The following is a 15,424-nucleotide window of genomic DNA, read 5'->3' as shown; positions in this document are numbered from 1 at the left end:
CGTCGATGCGACAGTCCGTGCGCCGGGTGATCGCGACACTGGCCGCCGCCGTGGTGAGCGCCGGTCTCGCGGCCGGCTGTTCCGGCAAGGACCAGGTGCCGTCGATCGGTTACGCCGTCGACGCCGCGGTCACCAGCTACAACGCCGGCAGTACGCGCGGCGCGGCAGGCGGGACGGCGGCCGTGTTCGGTCGGGTGCTGACCGGCTTCTTCTACACCGGCCCGGACGGGCAGCAGGTCGCCGATACGGACGCGGGAACCGCCAAGGAAGTGCCCGGCGAAGCCCAGACCATCCAGTATCGGCTCAACCCCGACGGCGTCTACTCCGACGGGGTGCCCACCTCCTGCGACGATCTGGTGCTCACCTGGGCCGCGCGCAGCGGACGGTTCACCAGACCCGGGCCCGGCGGCCAGGTTCCGTTGTTCGACACCGCGAGCACGGCCGGCTATTCGGCCATCGAACGAGTGGAATGCCAACCGGGGTCCAAGGACGCGACCGTGGTGTTCCGTCCGGATCGGCGCTATCTGCCCTGGCGCACCCTGTTCGCCGCGGGCGAGCTGATGCCCGCGCACGTGGCCGCGCAGGCGGCAGGGGTGCCGGACGTGGTGTCCGCGGTCCAGTCCGGTGATATGGCGGCGCTGGGCAAACTGGCCGATTTCTGGAACACCGGTTGGAATATGACACCCGGCGAACTCGACCTGACCCGTTTTCCGTCCTCCGGACCGTACCGGATCGAATCGTTCACCGCCGAGGACGGCCTGGTCCTGGTCGCCAATGAGCAGTGGTGGGGGGATCGCCCCGCGACCGGGCGGATCGTGATCTGGCCGAAACCGGCCGATCTCGCCACCAAGATCTCCGACGGTTCGGTGGCCGTGGTCGATATCGGCGCGGGGTCGATTCCGGATTCGAGCCTGGACGGGTTCGAGGTGCACCCGGTGGCGAGCCGGGGTGCCGAACAACTGATCCTGAGCACCGACGGCGTCTTCCGCTCCAGCGATGTCCGGCGGGCGTTGGCATTGTGTGTGCCGCGCCAGGCGCTGTTCGACGAACTCGGCCGGATCGCGGACGCCCCGGATGCCGGTCCCGGTTCCGCGCTGCTGAATACCCATATCGTGCAGCAGGATTCGATCTTCTACCCGGCGGTCGCCAAAGCGGGTGAATCGTTCGACGGCGCTGATGTGAAGGGCGCCTCCGCCGCCCTGGCCGCCTCCGGTGTGGACGATCCCACCGTGCGAATCGGCTATCTGGCCCCGGATGCGCGGCGTGCCCGCACGGTGGAGTTGATCGCGGAGGCCTGCAAACCCGCGGGTATCACGGTGGAGGACGCCGGTACTCCCGATTTCACCCCCGATCGGCTCGCAGAGGACCGAGTGGACGCCGTGCTCGGCGGCCCTGCGGCCGCGCCCGGCCCGGCCGGTTCGCTGACCGGGGTAACCGCGACCGGTGCGTTGCGGACCGGTAGCGGACTGAATTTCGGTCACTTCCGTAACGGCCGCTACGATGCGATAACGGAACAGCTTGCCGCCGATGATGATTCGGGGCTGCAGCTGGGTCTGCTCGCCGAAGCGGAGAATCTCTTGTGGGCGGAATTGCCGAGCATTCCGTTGTTCGCCACCCCGCGCACCATCGCCTTCGGCGGCGGTTTGCAGAACGGCATCGCAGGACCCACCCGGGCAGGGACCGGATGGAATATGGACCGGTGGGTGCTCCAGCGATGAGTGGTGTTGTGGGTTGTGGAGAATGGAGTGGTGTCGATGAGCAAGCATGCGGCGATCGAGTCCGACAGCACGGTCGCCGAACGGACGGCCAAGGCAGCCGAACTGGTCCGGCGCCACACCCGCTGGGTTGACGACTTCCCTTCGCCCGGTATCCGATTCGCCGATCTCACTCCCGTTTTCGCCGACCCCGAGGGGTTCCGCACCGTTATCGATTGTCTGGCGGCCCTCGTCCCCGATGTGGACCTGGTCGCCGGTATCGATGCCCGTGGTTTCATCCTCGGCGCCGGCGTGGCCACCGCGCTGGGCACCGGGGTACTGGCCGTTCGCAAGCGTGGCAAGCTGCCGCCGCCGGTCGTCACGCGGGAATACGAGCTCGAATACGGTTCCGCCGCCCTGGAGATTCCGGGTGAGGGCGTGGATCTGACGGGCCGCCGCGTTCTGCTGCTCGACGACGTGCTCGCCACGGGCGGCACCCTCGCCGCGGCCGCGGACCTCTTCACATCCGCCGGTGCCCGTGTCGTCGCCGCGGCGGTCGTTCTGGAACTCGGGTTCCTGGGCGGACGCGCCCGTCAGGGCGACTATCCGCTCACCTCCATCGTCACCGTGTGACCCGGAGCATACGCCGGTGGGGAAAACCACTGGCGCGGCGTGACCGGTGTGGTTAACCTGGTCGAGTTCTGTCCCCGCTGATCGGAGTTCGCCGTTGCTCTCATGAGGTAGTCGTTCGGGCGGCCCGCACACCGCGCGCCGCGTTCGGTTCGAAACCTCTGTGGGGCGGCAATGGCCAATATCGCTCTTTCCGATCTCTCTTTCTCCTGGCCCGACGGCACATCGGTGTTCGAAGGACTCGACGCCGTCATCGGCCCCGGACATGTGGGGCTCGTCGGGAGCAACGGGGCCGGCAAATCCACCCTGCTCCGGCTGATGGCCGGTGAGCTGACCCCCGCGCGCGGTTCGATCACGGTCGGCGGCCTGCTCGGATACCTGCGGCAGGACCTCGGTCTCGCGGTGGGAGAGCGAGTCGACGCCGTCCTCGGGATCGCCGAGGCGCGGCGGGCGCTGCACCGGATCGAATCCGGGACCGGCACCGAGGCCGACTTCGAGACCGTCGGGGGGCAGTGGGACGTCGAGGAACGCGCCATCGCGCTGCTCGGCCGGCTCGGTCTCGACTATCCGGCGGATTCGGTGGACCGACTCGACCGGCGGCTGGAAACCCTGTCCGGTGGGGAAACCGTGTTGCTCGGGCTGGTCGCCGAACTGCTGCGCGAACCCGATGTGCTGTTGCTGGACGAGCCCACCAACAACCTCGACCAGGCTGCGCGGGGAAGGCTGTACGAGGTCGTCGCGCAGTTCTCCGGCACCGTGCTGGTGGTCAGCCATGATCGAGAGCTGCTGGAACGCATGGCGACCACCGCCGAATTGCGGGCGGGTGAGCTGCGGTTGTTCGGCGGCAACTACAGCGAATACGAACGCATCGTCGATACCGAACAGCAGGCCGCCCGGGCCGCGATCCGCGATGCCCGCAGCGATGTCCGCACACAGGCGAAGGAGCTGGTGGAGGCCCGGATCAAACTGGACCGCCGGCAGCGCTACGGCCGCAAGATGTACGAAAACAAACGCGAGCCGAAGATCGTCATGGGGATGCGCAAACGCCAGGCGCAGGTCGCCGCCGGGAAACTGCGCAACAACCACATCGAGAAACTGGATGCCGCCAAGGACCAGTTGCAGCAGGCCGAGGAACTGCTGCGCGACGAGCGGGAGATCCGCGTCGACCTTCCGGACACCCGGCTGTACCCGGGACAGGAGGTGATCGCGCTCGATGAGGTGCGGTTGGCCAACGGCCCGGTCGTCACCCTCGGGGTGTCCGGACCCGAACGCCTGGCGATCACCGGCCGCAACGGCGCGGGTAAGACGACGCTGCTGCGCCGGATCGCTGCCGAACCACCCAAGGTGCCCTGGCGAATGCTCCCGCAACGGCTGGACATCTTCGACGAACGGCTCTCGGTTTTCGAGAATGTGGCGGCCGCGGCCCCACACGCCGATGCCGAACGTATCCGCGCCCGGTTGGCCCGCTTCCTGTTCCGCGGCGCCGAGGCCGATATTCCGGCCTCGGCCCTGTCCGGTGGGGAGCGATTGCGCGCCGCCCTGGCGATGTTGCTGCTCGCGGAGCCCGCGCCGCGACTGCTGCTGCTCGACGAGCCCACCAACAACCTCGATCTGCCGAGCCTCGATCACCTCGCCCAGGCATTGGCGGTGTTCCAGGGTGCCCTGATCGTAGTGAGCCACGACCCGCGGTTCCTGGACGAGATCGGTGCGACCCGGCGACTCGCACTCACAGCCGAAGGGTTGACGGACGAGTCCGCCATGCCGCCGGCCGGCGATACGGAGTCCGACAAACCCACGGACCGGGCCGGGTGACCCCGATTCGGCGGGTTAGGCCCCGTCGGGTGAATCCAACGGCGCCGAAAGTTTTTTCGGCGCCACCTTCCGGTAGGCGTCGCGGACGATCTCGCGGATCTCGTCCCAGTCGGGATCGATATCGAGCCGCACCCCGATCCACCCGCCGTGGCCCACATACGGGGGAACGAAGAACCGTTCGGGTTCGGCGTCCACCACCTCGGCCTGGACGCCGTCGGGCGCCGGGCACCAGATGGCCTGTCCGGGCCCGTGGTGATCGTCGGCGAGGAACACGGTGAACGATTTCGACCGTACGGCGAACGCGGGCGAACCGTGGTTGAGGCGTTCGCTCGCTTCGGGTAGCTCGAGGCAGATGGCCCGCAGCCGCTCCAACGGATCCATGGTCGCAGGGTAGGGGTAGGGAGCGGTAGGCCGAGGTGGGTCGGCTCACACGGGCGCGGCCATCGACGAGGGGCGGTTCACGAACCGGTCCGAACCGCCGACGCCGCGTCGAGGCCGCCGGCCGGGCCTTCCCTACGGCGAGCAGGCGTTCGCGTACCTTCGATGTGAGGCGTCCGGGAACGTTCGGCGAGCCGTAGGTGTTGTCTTGAAGGCCGCTGTTTCGAAGGGCCGAGTTACCGTGACGGGGGAGTTCGGCATCGGTAGGGGGTTTGCGATACCGGCGTGGCAGCTAGAGTTGGTATTCCGGGAGGAAGTTGCGGGTTCGGAGCCGGTCCGGACCGCGGCGTGGAGAGGTGGTGGCATGGCTCAGCATCTGGGCGAAGCGAATGTCGAGCAATCGACGTCCGCCCAGCGATCCGGCGGTGTCCCGACCATTCCTCCCGGCGCGGCCCCCACACCCCGGCCGCGTGCCAACCCCGATCCGACTCGACAGGGCGGGACGGCCGCGGTGCCCACCTCGGCCTCGCGGCGGGTGCGTGCCCGGCTGGCTCGGCGGATGACCGGTCAGCGCGGGATCGCGGCGGTCAAGCCGGTCCTGGAACCCTTGGCCACGGTGCACCGCGAACTGTATCCGAAGGCCAACCTCACCCTGCTGCAGCGCGCCTTCGACGTGGCCGACGAACGGCACAAGCACCAGTTCCGCAAATCGGGCGACCCGTACATCACCCATCCGCTGGCGGTCGCCAATATCCTCGCCGAACTGGGCATGGACACCACCACCCTGGTCGCCGCCCTGCTGCACGACACCGTCGAGGACACCGGGTACTCGGTGGAACAGCTCACCGCCGACTTCGGCGCCGAGGTCGCGCACCTGGTCGACGGTGTCACCAAACTGGACAAGGTCAATCTCGGTGCGGCGGCCGAGGCGGAGACCATTCGCAAGATGATCATCGCCATGGCCCGCGATCCGCGTGTCCTGGTGATCAAGGTGGCCGACCGGTTGCACAATATGCGCACCATGCGCTTCCTGCCCCCGGAAAAGCAGGCGAAGAAGGCCCGCGAAACCCTCGAGGTGATCGCGCCGTTGGCGCACCGGCTGGGTATGGCCACCGTCAAATGGGAGCTGGAGGACCTGGCCTTCGCCATCCTGCACCCCAAGAAGTACGACGAGATCGTGCGATTGGTCGCCGATCGGGCACCCTCCCGTGACACCTATCTGGCGAAGGTGCGCGCCGAGATCGTCAACACCCTCGCCGCCTCCCGGATCAATGCCATCGTGGAGGGTAGGCCCAAGCACTACTGGTCGATCTACCAGAAGATGATCGTCAAGGGTAAGGACTTCGACGATATCCACGATCTGGTGGGTATCCGCATTCTGTGCGAGGAGGTCCGCGACTGCTACGCCGCGGTCGGCGTGGTGCACTCGTTGTGGCAGCCGATGGCCGGCCGCTTCAAGGACTACATCGCCCAACCCCGCTACGGTGTCTACCAGTCGCTGCACACCACCGTCGTCGGTCCCGACGGTAAACCCCTGGAAGTGCAGATCCGCACCCATGACATGCACCGGACCGCCGAGTTCGGTATCGCGGCGCACTGGCGCTACAAGGAGACCCGCGGCAAACACTCCGGTGACACCACCGAGGTCGACGATATGGCCTGGATGCGCCAGCTGCTGGACTGGCAGCGGGAGGCCGCCGATCCGGCCGAGTTCCTGGAGTCGCTGCGCTTCGACCTCAAGGCGCCGGAGATCTTCGTCTTCACCCCCAAGGGCGATGTGATCACGCTGCCGCAGAAGTCCACGCCCGTCGACTTCGCCTACGCGGTGCACACCGAGGTCGGGCACCGCTGTATCGGCGCCCGGGTGAACGGCCGGTTGGTCGCGCTGGAACGGCAGTTGGAGAACGGTGAGGTCGTCGAGGTCTTCACCTCGAAGGCGCAGAACGCCGGCCCCAGCCGCGACTGGCAGACCTTCGTGGTCTCCCCGCGTGCCAAGGCCAAGATCCGTCAGTGGTTCGCCAAGGAACGCCGCGAAGAGGCGCTGGAGAACGGCAAGGAGCAGATCAACAAGGAGGTCCGTCGGGTCGGACTGCCGCTGCAGCGGCTGATGAGCGTCGACGCCATGACCGCCGTCGCGCACGAACTGCACTACAGCGATATCTCCATGCTCTACACGGCCGTGGGCGAGAACCAGGTGTCCGCGCACCATGTGGTGCAGCGGTTGATGGCCCAGTTGGGCGGTATCGGCGATGTGGAGAACGAACTCGCCGAACGCTCCACCCCGTCGACGACCCCGGCCCGGCAGCGGGTCACCGGCGATGCCGGGGTGTTGATTCCCGGCGCCCCGGGCACCGTGGCCAAACTGGCCAAATGCTGTACACCCGTTCCCGGTGACGAGATCATGGGCTTCGTCACCCGCGGTGGTTCGGTGAGCGTGCACCGTGTCGACTGCACCAACGCCGATTCGCTGCGCGCGCAGTCCGAGCGCATCATCGAGGTGGAGTGGGCGCCGTCGCCGTCCTCGGTGTTCCTGGTCGCCATCCAGATCGAGGCCCTGGACCGCACCCGGCTGCTGTCCGATGTCACCAAGGTGCTGGCCGACGAGAAGGTCAACATCCTCTCGGCTTCGGTGACCACACACGGCGATCGGGTGGCGATCAGCAAGTTCACTTTCGAGATGGGCGATCCCAAACATCTGGGGCATCTGCTGAACGTCGTCCGCAATGTCGAGGGCGTGTACGACGTCTACCGCGTGACCTCCGCGGCCTGAGCGGGGGTTCCGTGTCGGCCCCGCGTCATGGGGGCTTGGCGGGTGATCCGACAAGATCGGAAACTTATAACGTTCAGGCCTCGGACCGCCGTGGTGCATCCTGAGGTAACCGGCAGGTCACGTAAACTTTCCGCCGCCGCAGCGGTGATAGCCGAAATCTGTTACGGTCAATTGCGTTTCATTGCGCTCGGATAACTGTGACAAGACGGATTGCGGGTCGCTATGGCTGGATGCACGGCAAGAATCTCGGGGGTGCTGATCGCACTCGCCGTGACTGTGGCGACCGCGACGGCGGGTACCGTCGCCACCGTGGCTCCGGCTCGCGCGCAGGCGCCGAATCCCGCGGGCCCGTCCACCGCTCTGCCCATCGAGACCTGTCCGGCGTTGTACGCGTTGGGGATTCAGGGCACCGGTGAGTCCTCTCCGGATGCCGCACCGACCACCGATACCGGCATGCTGTCCACGGTCTTCAGTCCCCTGATGGCCAACGCCGCCGAACCCGGCCTGGTCGAACGCGCCTATGTCCCCTACGAAGCCGGTTTCGGCGGTATCGACGGCCGCAGTGCCACACCGTATTCCGAATCGGTCTCTGGTGGCCTGGTGCGCCTGCGTTCGATGGCGAACTCGGTGGCCGAACGCTGCCCCGATACTCGGTTCGCGATCATCGGCTATTCCCAGGGCGCGCATGTGGCCTCGGTGTTCGCCCAGGAGATCGGTCGCGGCGAGGGCACCATCCCGGCCGAGAAGATCGCCGCCGTGGCCCTGATCGGCGATCCCACCCGCACACCGGGCGCGCCACTGTTCCCCGGCGCGCCGGGGAAGGCGACCCCCGATGCCGCACCGGGCACCGAGGGCGCACAGGTGACGCAGATCGCCGCGCTGCCACAGGCTCCCGCGGCCGGTGGCGGTATCGCCCCGGATCGCGATACCGCCAAGAATTTCGGGGCCCTCACCGGTCGCGTGGCCAGTTTCTGTGCCGCCGGGGACCTGGCCTGCGACGCACCCGAGGGCGCGCCGATCCTCAAGGCGGTGGCCAGTATCGTCGGCCAGGCGAAACTCAGCGGCGGCGATCCGATCGCCTCGCTGACCTCGGTCGCGCAAGCGCTGGCGTTCACCTCCATCAAGACCGCGACCAAGGTGGTCAACGAGGATATCCAGGGCACCTCGCTGGCGAATCTGTCGATCTCACCGAAGAAGTCGATCTCCGAGCGGCTGGCCGACGCCGCAGATCCGCGCACCCCGCTCGATATCCCGGGCGCCATGCGGGCCCTGCTGAAGGTCGGCTTGATCGGTTTGAACGCGGTGGTCACCGTGGTACGCACCGTGCTGAACCCGACCGCGATCGCTGAACTCGCCACCGCGGGACTGGCGAATCCCCCGGCGGCACTGCTGCTGCTGGGCACCAAACTACTCGGTGCGATACCGCAGCTCATCCCGCCGACCACCGGTATCCGGTTGGTGAGCCAGGCATTCGACGCGGTGGTGGACAATATCACCGACAACAGCGAGTTGCTCAACACCACCACCTGGGTGCGCTACTGGGATACCATCCAGCGGCATCAGGCCTATGGCAACGCTGCCATCTCGGCCACCGGCGAGGCGCCCACCAAGTTCATCGCGGACTGGCTCGCCGCGGCGGCCCGCGATATCGACGCGGCCGTCGGCAGCGGCGAGGCCCCGCGGACGGCGGACGCACCGCCGGTCGGGTTGCCGCGGGCCGAGGAACCGGGGTCCATGCCCGGATTCTTCGAGTCCGGCTCCGGCGCGTCGCCGGCCCCGGTCTCGCCCGGTACGGGACAATTCCCATTTGGGACAGGGGTCGATGGTGCCTCCTTCGGCGGAGCCGTGGTGACTCCACCTGTCGCACGACCCGGTACCCCCGAGACCGGTCCGTTCTCCACCCACTGATCGCCGAGAGGGTTCGACGATGCGATACCACGCGCCCCGGCCTGCGGGAATGGGGGAATGTTGAAGTCGTACAAAAAGCTCGACCGCTGGTACGGACCGCTCGAGCCGCAAGGGGCGAACTCCTCGCCCGAATGGGCGGACGGCAGCGCGGAGAGTATCCCGGCATCGGTAGGCGGTGACGGGCCCGCTCGCTACCCGGACTATATTCCTGCCGACGAGATCGATCCCGAGGACATGGTGTCCCCGCGGGTTCGCACCCGGCCGGCGGAATCGGTCGCCGAACCCACCGAACTTTCCGGGCGCCGTAGCGGGTTCACCGGCGGCTGGTCCGACTGGGTCACCGACCCCGAATCGGGCTCCGCGGACGACGGCGACCTGGTGCCGTTCCCCTGGCCCGACTCCGCCGAGCCGCCCGCCCGAATCGGCCGCGGCGTCGGACGTTCGGACGGGGCGGACGCGAAGGCCCGGCAGCGCCGGACGGTCGCTGTCCTGGTGGCCGCCGTACTCCTGCTCGCCGCCGCGGCGGCGGTGGTGTTCTACTTGCTCGCTCCGGGCGCGCCGCGCAGCGCGGCCCCGGACGACGGTGCCGCGCTGCGGTTCATCGCCGAGGGGGCCGATACGGGCGCCGGGGCGAATCGCTGTGCTACCGAACGATCCGACACCGCGGTGCGCGGCGCGGAACCTGGCAACACCACCTCGGGGCCCGAGGTGATCATGCGCTTCCAATACGCCTACTACGTGGAGCGTTCCGGTGTCGTCGCCAGATCGGTGGTCGCGCCCGATGCGCAGGTATCGTCCGCCGAGCGGATCCAGGCCGGCATCGACAGCGTCGCACCCGGTACCGAATACTGTCTGCGCATCGTAACCGTGGCGGCCGGTCGGTATTCGGTCGATGTCACCGAATACGGGCCCGGCGGTGCACCGGCCACCTATAGCAAGCAGATGGTCACCACCGCGGTGATCGACGGCCGCACCTTGATCACAGGTATCACGGCCGGATAGAGGAGAGTGCAGCGATGGGAGACGACTGGAGCAGTTGGCTCGACGACGCACCCGCCGTCGCCGACGAGGACGACCTGCCCGCCGAATCGGCGGACGCGAAGGCTCCGGTGGTGCGGTTGCGACGGTCGGAGGACGCGGGGGATACCCCGCACACCGCCCGCAGGGCCCGGCCGATCCTGGTGGTCGGTGGATGCGGCGGCGCCGGAACCACCACAACGACACTGGGGCTGGCCGGCGAGCTGGGCCTGTCCGGCACGCCGACCATCGCCGTGGACGCCACCCTGGCCGGCGGTGACCTGGCACTGCGCGGCGCCGACGAGCACCTGCATCCGATCAGCCTGCAGTCGTGGCTCTACGGCCGAGGCGATGACGACCCCGCACCGCTGAAGGAATGCATGTCACGGGCGACCTCGGGCATCGGTCTGCTCTGGCGGGATGCGGCGCCGCTGCGCCGCCGTGCGAGTTATCTCACGGTGGCGCGCGCGGTGGACCAGGCCGGATATACCGCGATCTACGACGGTGGCAGCCCGATTGCCGGACGCCAGCTGCGTCCGCTGCTCGACGACGCGGAGGTAGCGCTGATACTGGCGATTCCGGCGCGCACCGATGCCGCGAACCGGCTCCGGGTCACTCTGGAATGGCTGGACGACGAGTTCGGCGAGGCCGCCGACGGCATGGGCGGTGGAATCGTCGGGGATACCACGATCGTCATCTCGCATCAGCATCCCGGTGACGATTCCCGCGTTGCCGACCATTTGCGCGAGCATCTTTCCGGCTGGGTTCGCGATATCGCCGAGGTCCCTTACGACCCGCATCTGGCCCGTGGCGAACTCGTCCGGCATATCGCGCTGGCCGACGAGACCCGCCGCGCCTATGGGCAGCTACTCGCCGGGGTGGCATCATGACCGCCGCCATGAATCTTCCTTCTCGACCCGAACATCCCAGGGCCGGTGTGGTTCCCCCACCGGAGTCCCGCCGCGCCGCTATCTGGGACCGTCCCATCCCCGGCGCCGGGCGGGCCCCGCTGGTCTGGCTGCTGGGTGTGCACGGCGGCGCCGGAGCCAGTACTCTCGCGCATGTGCTTGCGCCCGCGGCGGATTCGGGCCGCCGCTGGCCCGGCGTCTTCGACCGCGAATCACCCTTTGTCGTCCTGGTGGCCCGGGAAACCATCACCGGGCTGACCCGTGCGCACGATCTGCTGCGCCAGCACCACTCCGGCTTCGCCGGTCCCGCCCAGGTACTCGGACTGATCACGGTGGCGGCGCGACCCGGCCGGATGGCTCCCGAGATCCGCCGCTACCGAGATGTGGTCGGCGCGCTGGCGGGCCAGATCTGGCAGGTGCCGTGGTACGAGGAGTGGACGCTGGTAGAACCGGAGAAGCTGCCGGTGTGGACACCGGGAGTGGCGGTGATACCGCAGCGCCGGCGCCGGATCGATCCGCTCGACGAGGTGCCGCAGGGGATTCGGGAACTCGGCTGGGAGATCGTCTCCGCGGCCCGCGCCGCCTTGGCGGAGTCCCGGCCCGAACAGGACCGATCGAGACCGCCGGAGGAGTGATGCCGTGGCCGTCGCCGAGCACGCACCCGTAGCACAGTTCATTCGGCACGCTCCGGCGCCCTTCGCGGTGACGCTGCGCCGCCTTCCCCAGGCGCCGACCACTCGTGCCGGGCTCCCCGCGTTCGCGGGGACCGAACGTTTCCCGTCCCTTTTCGAGAAAGGCACCCGATGAGTACCATCCTCCTCGCCGTGCACGAGAGTTACGGCACTCTCCTTGCCCAAGTGGGCAATCCGACCCCGGAGGCACCCCCCGGATCGGAGAAGATCCTGCAACTGGTGCGGTACCTCACCTGGTTCGTGTTGTTGTCGGGCGTCTGCGGAATCATCTATGCCGGTGGAAAATTCGCCTGGGAGAAATGGACCGGCGGGGGGCTGGAATCACCGAAGATGGTGGCCGGCGCCATGATCGGCGGTGTGGTCGCCACCAGCGCGGGCACCATCATGAACGCCGTCATCGGGACGTGAGGTCGTGATGTCTGGAATACGGGCAGTCGAGGTGTTCGCCTACAAGCAGATGCCGGCCGAGGTGCTGGAACCGCTCACGCAACTGTTGAACTGGTTGTTGTGGTTCGCGCTGCTGGTGTGCCTGGCGTGGATGATCGTCTCGGCGGGCAAGCTGTGGCTGGTGTTCCGCAGTGACCTGGCGATGAACGACGCCTCGCACGGTGTGCTCATGAGCCTGCTCGGCGCCACGGTCGCCAGCACCGCCTCGGGCATCGCGCTGGCATTTCTGCCGGCATGAGCGGTCAGCGCCCGGAGGAGGTAGCCGTGCGTGACCACGGAGAACACCCGCTCACGGCGGGGCCATACGGTATGAGCGCGCGGTGCGGGATGGGAACGACCTGCGCATGAATTCCATAGTGAAGACGGCCGCCGGACCCGGTGGCCGTGGGCGGGCGCTGTGCGCGTCGGCCGCCGCGCTTCTGGTCGCCGTCGCGGGTTGCGGCGGTGGTGCGGATACGTCCGGGCCGGACCTGTCCGCGCCGCCCACCACTGTGCGGTGGCAGCCGTTCCAGGGTGTGCCCCTGCCATATACCGACCAGGGGCCCTCATCGGATTCCGACGGTACGGCAACGGGTTTCGAGCATTCTCCGCCGGGCGCGGCGGTGGCCGCGATCACCCATACGGTGCGGCTGTCGGTGGCCACCGACAGCCAGTGGTCGAATGTGGTGGCCCGGGAGCTGGTGCCGGGTGCGGCGCGTGACGAATGGTCGGTGAATCGGGTGCAGCTGTCCATCACCGGTGCGGCCTCACCCGAGTACCTGCCCCGGGTGCTCGGCTACCGGATCACCGCCTATACCGACGAACGCGCCGGCGTCGATATCTACACCGAGTATTCGGACGGTTCGAAAGCGGTGAATCACACCACCGTGGAGTGGTTCACCGAGGATTGGAGGTTACGGCTACCGGACCCGGGGTCGACCGAGCGGCCCATCGACGCGATCAGTGAACTACCCGGCGATATCGTCGCATTGGAGGCACCGAAGTGAGCGAGAAGGAGCCGTACGCGCGTGACCGCGTCTCCTTCGGCGTGGTGGTGTCCGCGGCGGTGTTGACGCTGATCGTGATCGTCGGCGTGTTCATGTATGTGGGACGCGACGACTCGCCGGCCGCCGAGGGGCCGTCGGTGGTGGACGGGCCGATCGCCGAGGGGTTCGCGGCCCCGGAGGTCGATCTGTTCGGCCGGCGCGTCGACATCCCGAACAATCCGGCCGGTCAACCGCTTCCGCAGGATCCCTCGGGGCAGCGCAAACCGTCCGATTCGGATTGGCTGACCGCTGCGCCCAAGGGCACCAACGGTCCGCGGGGATGGCAGCGGGTCTACGGTGCCTCGGTGCCGTTCTCGACCTCCGACGGCCCGAGTCGGATCGAGGACGGGCTGGCGGTCGGCTATTCGCATACCCCGCAGGGTGCTGCGCTGGCGGCGGCGCAGATCACCTATCGGCTCAATGCTCGTCCCGCGCACCGCGACCTGTATGTGCGGCAGGTGCGGGTGACGGCCCAGCAGATCGCCGCCTATGACCGGGCGTTGAAGTCGGATCGGCTGCCCGCACAGCAGCCGGAGTCGGTCACCCGTTATCTGGTGGCCCCGGACGCGTTCAAGATCGACGACTATGCCGATGACATGGCGATCGTCCGCCTGGCGACTCGCGGACCTCAGGTCGACGGTAAACGGCTGTGGGTGGCACTGCGGCTGATCATGGTGTGGGACGCGGGTGACTGGCGGCTCAAGCCGACCACCTCGGCCTCCACACAGACCGAATATGTCGAATCGCTGGAGGGGTGGACCTCGTGGTGATCGGAGATGTGGGGCGGAAAGTGCAAGCGAAAACTGTTGACGACAGTGACCGGCATCCGACGGGCCGGGACCGGGCCCCCGCGCGGAACGGGGGCTCGGATCTGGTGAGAAAACTGCTCACCATCCTCGCGGTGGTCTTCACCGTGATGGTCGCGACCCCTACGGTGGCCTACGGTCAGACCTACGGTTTCGACGAGACCTGTGACGAGATCCACGACGCGCTCGACGGTCTCGGCATCCCTGGGATCTCGCTGGGTGACGCGGCCTCGGCGGTGTGCAAGGCGGGCAATGCCGCCTCGCATCCGGGGGAGGCGGCCACCGCGGTCAAGGACAAGGCGTGGGACTCCACCTTCGGCAAGGTGGTGGATTCGCTGATGAACGGTCTCGGTGAGGCGATCATCCTGGCGTTGACGTTCTGGATGAAGGTGCCCAACGAGGCGGTCAGCGATTCGGGCGCGCTGTTCACCAAGATCAACGACTACACCTATCAGGCGCAGATATTGCTGTTGATCGCCTCGGTAATCCTGTCCGGCGCCAGATTGGCCGAGGCCAGACGCGGGGCGGCGTTGAACGAGGCGGCCGAATCCTTCCGCATGTTCACCCGGGTGGTGTTCAGCTCCTGGATGCTGGGCGCGGTGATCGTGGCCGGTACCCAGGCCTCGGATCGGTTCGCCGAGTGGATCATCACCGACTCCACCGACGGCAATGCCCGCAACATGGCCGAGCTCATGGTGAAAACCAGTAAGCTGCAGGCGTTTTCGCCCGGTCTGGTGCTCATCATCGCCATCGTCGGCCTGCTCGGTGCGCTGGCGCAGATCGTATTGGCCATCGTTCGCCAGGGCCTGTTGGTGATCGCGGCCGGTGTGCTTCCGCTGGCGGCGGCGTCGTCCGGGATGAGTATCGGCAAACAGTCGTATCAGAAACTGGTCGGCTGGATCATCGCGTTCATGCTATGGAAACCGGTGGCCGCGATCGTGTACATGATCGCCTTCACCACGGCGGGCCATGTGAACGAGCTGACCCCCACGGCGGGTCTGCCCGAAGGCGAAGAGGCCCAACGCATGCTGGTGGCCGTGGTACTGCTGTGCAGTGTCGCCTTCGTCCTGCCCGCGCTGATGCGTCTGGTGACCCCGGCGGTGGCCATCGTCGGCAGCGGCGGGTCCGGTCTCACCGCCACGGGCGGCACCCTCATCGCGGCGGCCGGTCTGGGGGCCATGGGCACCAAGGCGGTCGGGGTGAAGGGTACGGCGGCACCGGGTGCGGCCGGTTATGTCACCGGGTCGGGCCGTACGCCCCCGCCCTCCGGCAGCGGCCGCGGCGGCGGCGCCCCCCGCCCCACCCCGCCCCGCGGCGGCGGAGGCGGCGGCGCGTCA

General features: G+C 68.0%; 14 protein-coding genes. 13 read left to right on the top strand and 1 reads right to left on the bottom strand.

Annotated features, from left to right (window positions below; all coding sequences use genetic code 11):
- Nucleotides 1–5 precede the first annotated feature (5 nt).
- From ON20_RS16070 to ON20_RS16060, 3 genes are all read left to right on the top strand, one after another.
- A complete protein-coding gene (locus tag ON20_RS16070) occupies nucleotides 6–1,718 on the top strand; it encodes an ABC transporter substrate-binding protein (protein WP_040836475.1) in 1,713 nt (570 codons plus the stop codon).
- A 36-nt stretch (nucleotides 1,719–1,754) separates the two neighbouring features.
- Complete coding sequence (locus ON20_RS16065; RefSeq protein WP_051162637.1) at nucleotides 1,755–2,327, top strand: adenine phosphoribosyltransferase; 573 nt, start codon at nucleotides 1,755–1,757, stop codon at nucleotides 2,325–2,327.
- Between the two features lie 171 nt (nucleotides 2,328–2,498).
- A complete protein-coding gene (locus ON20_RS16060; protein ID WP_051162597.1) occupies nucleotides 2,499–4,136 on the top strand; it encodes an ABC-F family ATP-binding cassette domain-containing protein in 1,638 nt (545 codons plus the stop codon).
- Nucleotides 4,137–4,151: 15 nt separating this feature from the next.
- Here the strand turns inward: ON20_RS16060 and ON20_RS16055 are convergent, their stop codons facing one another.
- The gene (locus tag ON20_RS16055; protein ID WP_040836473.1) at nucleotides 4,152–4,517 is read right to left on the bottom strand and encodes an MmcQ/YjbR family DNA-binding protein; all 366 of its coding nucleotides are present in this window, start codon (nucleotides 4,515–4,517) and stop codon (nucleotides 4,152–4,154) included.
- 361 nt (nucleotides 4,518–4,878) lie between these two features.
- Between ON20_RS16055 and ON20_RS16050 the strand changes: the two genes are divergently transcribed.
- The 10 genes from ON20_RS16050 to ON20_RS16005 form a co-directional block, all read left to right on the top strand.
- Nucleotides 4,879–7,284, top strand: a complete 2,406-nt coding sequence (locus tag ON20_RS16050) for a RelA/SpoT family protein (RefSeq protein WP_040836471.1) — start codon at nucleotides 4,879–4,881, stop codon at nucleotides 7,282–7,284.
- Nucleotides 7,285–7,506: 222 nt separating this feature from the next.
- Nucleotides 7,507–9,192, top strand: coding sequence for a cutinase family protein (locus tag ON20_RS16045; protein WP_040836469.1), 1,686 nt, complete (start codon nucleotides 7,507–7,509; stop codon nucleotides 9,190–9,192).
- 57 nt (nucleotides 9,193–9,249) lie between these two features.
- Nucleotides 9,250–10,194 (top strand): DUF8176 domain-containing protein, encoded by a 945-nt coding sequence (locus tag ON20_RS33180; protein ID WP_083864958.1) that lies wholly within the window; start codon nucleotides 9,250–9,252, stop codon nucleotides 10,192–10,194.
- A 14-nt stretch (nucleotides 10,195–10,208) separates the two neighbouring features.
- Nucleotides 10,209–11,099: a MinD/ParA family ATP-binding protein gene (locus ON20_RS16035; protein ID WP_040836467.1), complete on the top strand. Its 891-nt coding sequence runs from the start codon at nucleotides 10,209–10,211 to the stop codon at nucleotides 11,097–11,099.
- A complete protein-coding gene (locus ON20_RS16030) occupies nucleotides 11,096–11,752 on the top strand; it encodes a hypothetical protein (RefSeq protein ID WP_040836465.1) in 657 nt (218 codons plus the stop codon). Before ON20_RS16035 ends, ON20_RS16030 begins: the two co-directional genes overlap by 4 nt.
- 168 nt (nucleotides 11,753–11,920) lie before the next feature.
- Nucleotides 11,921–12,217 (top strand): hypothetical protein, encoded by a 297-nt coding sequence (locus ON20_RS16025; protein WP_040836463.1) that lies wholly within the window; start codon nucleotides 11,921–11,923, stop codon nucleotides 12,215–12,217.
- Between the two features lie 7 nt (nucleotides 12,218–12,224).
- The gene (locus tag ON20_RS16020; RefSeq protein WP_040836460.1) at nucleotides 12,225–12,494 is read left to right on the top strand and encodes a hypothetical protein; all 270 of its coding nucleotides are present in this window, start codon (nucleotides 12,225–12,227) and stop codon (nucleotides 12,492–12,494) included.
- 106 nt (nucleotides 12,495–12,600) lie between these two features.
- A complete protein-coding gene (locus ON20_RS16015) occupies nucleotides 12,601–13,242 on the top strand; it encodes a DUF8175 domain-containg protein (RefSeq protein ID WP_245547261.1) in 642 nt (213 codons plus the stop codon).
- Nucleotides 13,239–14,051, top strand: a complete 813-nt coding sequence (locus tag ON20_RS16010) for a DUF8175 domain-containg protein (RefSeq protein WP_040836458.1) — start codon at nucleotides 13,239–13,241, stop codon at nucleotides 14,049–14,051. Before ON20_RS16015 ends, ON20_RS16010 begins: the two co-directional genes overlap by 4 nt.
- On the top strand, nucleotides 14,045–15,424 hold a 1,380-nt coding region (locus ON20_RS16005; RefSeq protein WP_245547260.1), incomplete at its 3' end, for a hypothetical protein. The genes ON20_RS16010 and ON20_RS16005, both read left to right, overlap by 7 nt.

The sequence above is a fragment of the Nocardia brevicatena NBRC 12119 genome, from assembly GCF_000308495.1.
Classification (GTDB): Bacteria; Actinomycetota; Actinomycetes; order Mycobacteriales; family Mycobacteriaceae; genus Nocardia; species Nocardia brevicatena.
This window is presented reverse-complemented; position numbering and strand designations above follow the sequence as displayed.

Bases quoted from the DNA above. Each gene is read 5' to 3' on its own strand.
- ON20_RS16070 (WP_040836475.1), top strand. From the start codon at position 6: ATGCGACAGTCCGTGCGCCGGGTGATCGCGACACTGGCCGCCGCCGTG.
- ON20_RS16065 (WP_051162637.1), top strand. From the start codon at position 1,755: ATGAGCAAGCATGCGGCGATCGAGTCCGACAGCACGGTCGCCGAACGG.
- ON20_RS16060 (WP_051162597.1), top strand. From the start codon at position 2,499: ATGGCCAATATCGCTCTTTCCGATCTCTCTTTCTCCTGGCCCGACGGC.
- ON20_RS16055 (WP_040836473.1), bottom strand. From the start codon at position 4,517: ATGGATCCGTTGGAGCGGCTGCGGGCCATCTGCCTCGAGCTACCCGAA.
- ON20_RS16050 (WP_040836471.1), top strand. From the start codon at position 4,879: ATGGCTCAGCATCTGGGCGAAGCGAATGTCGAGCAATCGACGTCCGCC.
- ON20_RS16045 (WP_040836469.1), top strand. From the start codon at position 7,507: ATGGCTGGATGCACGGCAAGAATCTCGGGGGTGCTGATCGCACTCGCC.
- ON20_RS33180 (WP_083864958.1), top strand. From the start codon at position 9,250: ATGTTGAAGTCGTACAAAAAGCTCGACCGCTGGTACGGACCGCTCGAG.
- ON20_RS16035 (WP_040836467.1), top strand. From the start codon at position 10,209: ATGGGAGACGACTGGAGCAGTTGGCTCGACGACGCACCCGCCGTCGCC.
- ON20_RS16030 (WP_040836465.1), top strand. From the start codon at position 11,096: ATGACCGCCGCCATGAATCTTCCTTCTCGACCCGAACATCCCAGGGCC.
- ON20_RS16025 (WP_040836463.1), top strand. From the start codon at position 11,921: ATGAGTACCATCCTCCTCGCCGTGCACGAGAGTTACGGCACTCTCCTT.
- ON20_RS16020 (WP_040836460.1), top strand. From the start codon at position 12,225: ATGTCTGGAATACGGGCAGTCGAGGTGTTCGCCTACAAGCAGATGCCG.
- ON20_RS16015 (WP_245547261.1), top strand. From the start codon at position 12,601: ATGAATTCCATAGTGAAGACGGCCGCCGGACCCGGTGGCCGTGGGCGG.